This is a genomic window from Neoroseomonas lacus, assembly GCF_014644535.1.
GTDB classification, from domain to species: domain Bacteria; phylum Pseudomonadota; class Alphaproteobacteria; order Acetobacterales; family Acetobacteraceae; genus Neoroseomonas; species Neoroseomonas lacus.
Map to the genome: position 1 here is coordinate 1 of NZ_BMKW01000055.1, position 1,149 is coordinate 1,149.

Sequence of the window (1,149 nt, forward strand, 5' to 3'; positions counted from 1 at the left end):
CGGAGATCCCTGCGAAACGCCTTGCTGAGTGAGCGAAGGACTGATTCGCTGATGCTTGTGATGGCAGCGGCGAGGCGGGGATGGGTCAGCGTCGGATCGGACAGGCGAGCCTGGCGGAGGCGCTGCTGCCGGCGGGTGCGGGTTCCAATCGTCGTCTGGAACGCATTGTCGGCCTGATCGACTGGGCGCCGATGGAGCGCCTGCTCGCCCCGCTGCGCGCGCCCACCGGCCGGCCCGGCTATCCGCCGCTGGCGCTGTTCCGGGCGCTGCTGCTGGCGCAGTGGTACCAGCTCTCCGATCCTGGCCTTGAGGAAGCGCTGGCCGACCGGCTGTCGTTCCGTCGCTTCTGCGGCTTCGGCCTGGACGACGGTACGCCGGACGAGACCACGCTGTGCCGGTACCGCACCGCCTTGGCCGAGCGCGGCATGGCCGAAGCACTGTTCGGCGAGTTGAATCGCCAGCTCGACACGAAGGGCCTGGTTCTGAAGGCCGGCACGCTGATCGATGCGACGCTGGTCGAGGCGGCGGTCGCTCGCCCGCCACACAGCGAGGGCGAGGTCTCGACCAAGGACCCCGAGGCCGGCTTCACGCGGCGCGGCCAGCGCAGCTTCTTCGGCTTCAAGGCGCATGTCGCGGTGGATCTTGGATCGGACCTGATCCGCGACGCCGTGCTCACCGGCGCCGATGTCGGCGACAGCCTCGCCGCCGACGGGCTGGTGCAGGGCGACGAGGCGGCGGTGTTCGCCGACAAAGCCTATGACAGCGCGCCTCGGCGTGAGGCGCTGGCCGATGCCGGCATCGTCGACGGCATCATGCATCGTGGCCATGCGCGCCGCCCGCTGGCGGCCTGGCAGCGCTGGATGAACACGGCGCTGGCGCCAATCCGCGGCCAGGTCGAGCGCGCCTTCGGGACGCTGAAACGCAGCTATGGCTGGCGCCGCGTCCGCTACCGCGGCCTCGTCCGCAATGGCGCCCACCTCCATCTGCTCTGCACGGCCATGAACCTGCGCCGCGCCGAACGCCTGCTCGCCTGACAGGAAAGGTGCGTCCGCCGCACGACAGCCCGGCACCAAAGCCGTCCAACATTACCGTTCCCAGGTCGCTACCACGCCTCCATTACCCGATCAGGCCCGTTTCGCAGGGGTCTCC

General features: G+C 70.0%; 1 protein-coding gene. It reads left to right on the top strand.

The features are described 5' to 3' along the window. Positions 1-80 precede the first annotated feature (80 nt). Complete coding sequence (locus IEY36_RS30355) at positions 81-1,034, top strand: IS5 family transposase (RefSeq protein ID WP_188974061.1); 954 nt, start codon at positions 81-83, stop codon at positions 1,032-1,034. The last annotated feature ends 115 nt before the right edge of the window (positions 1,035-1,149 follow it).

Bases quoted from the DNA above. Each gene is read 5' to 3' on its own strand.
- IEY36_RS30355 (WP_188974061.1), top strand. From the start codon at position 81: ATGGGTCAGCGTCGGATCGGACAGGCGAGCCTGGCGGAGGCGCTGCTG.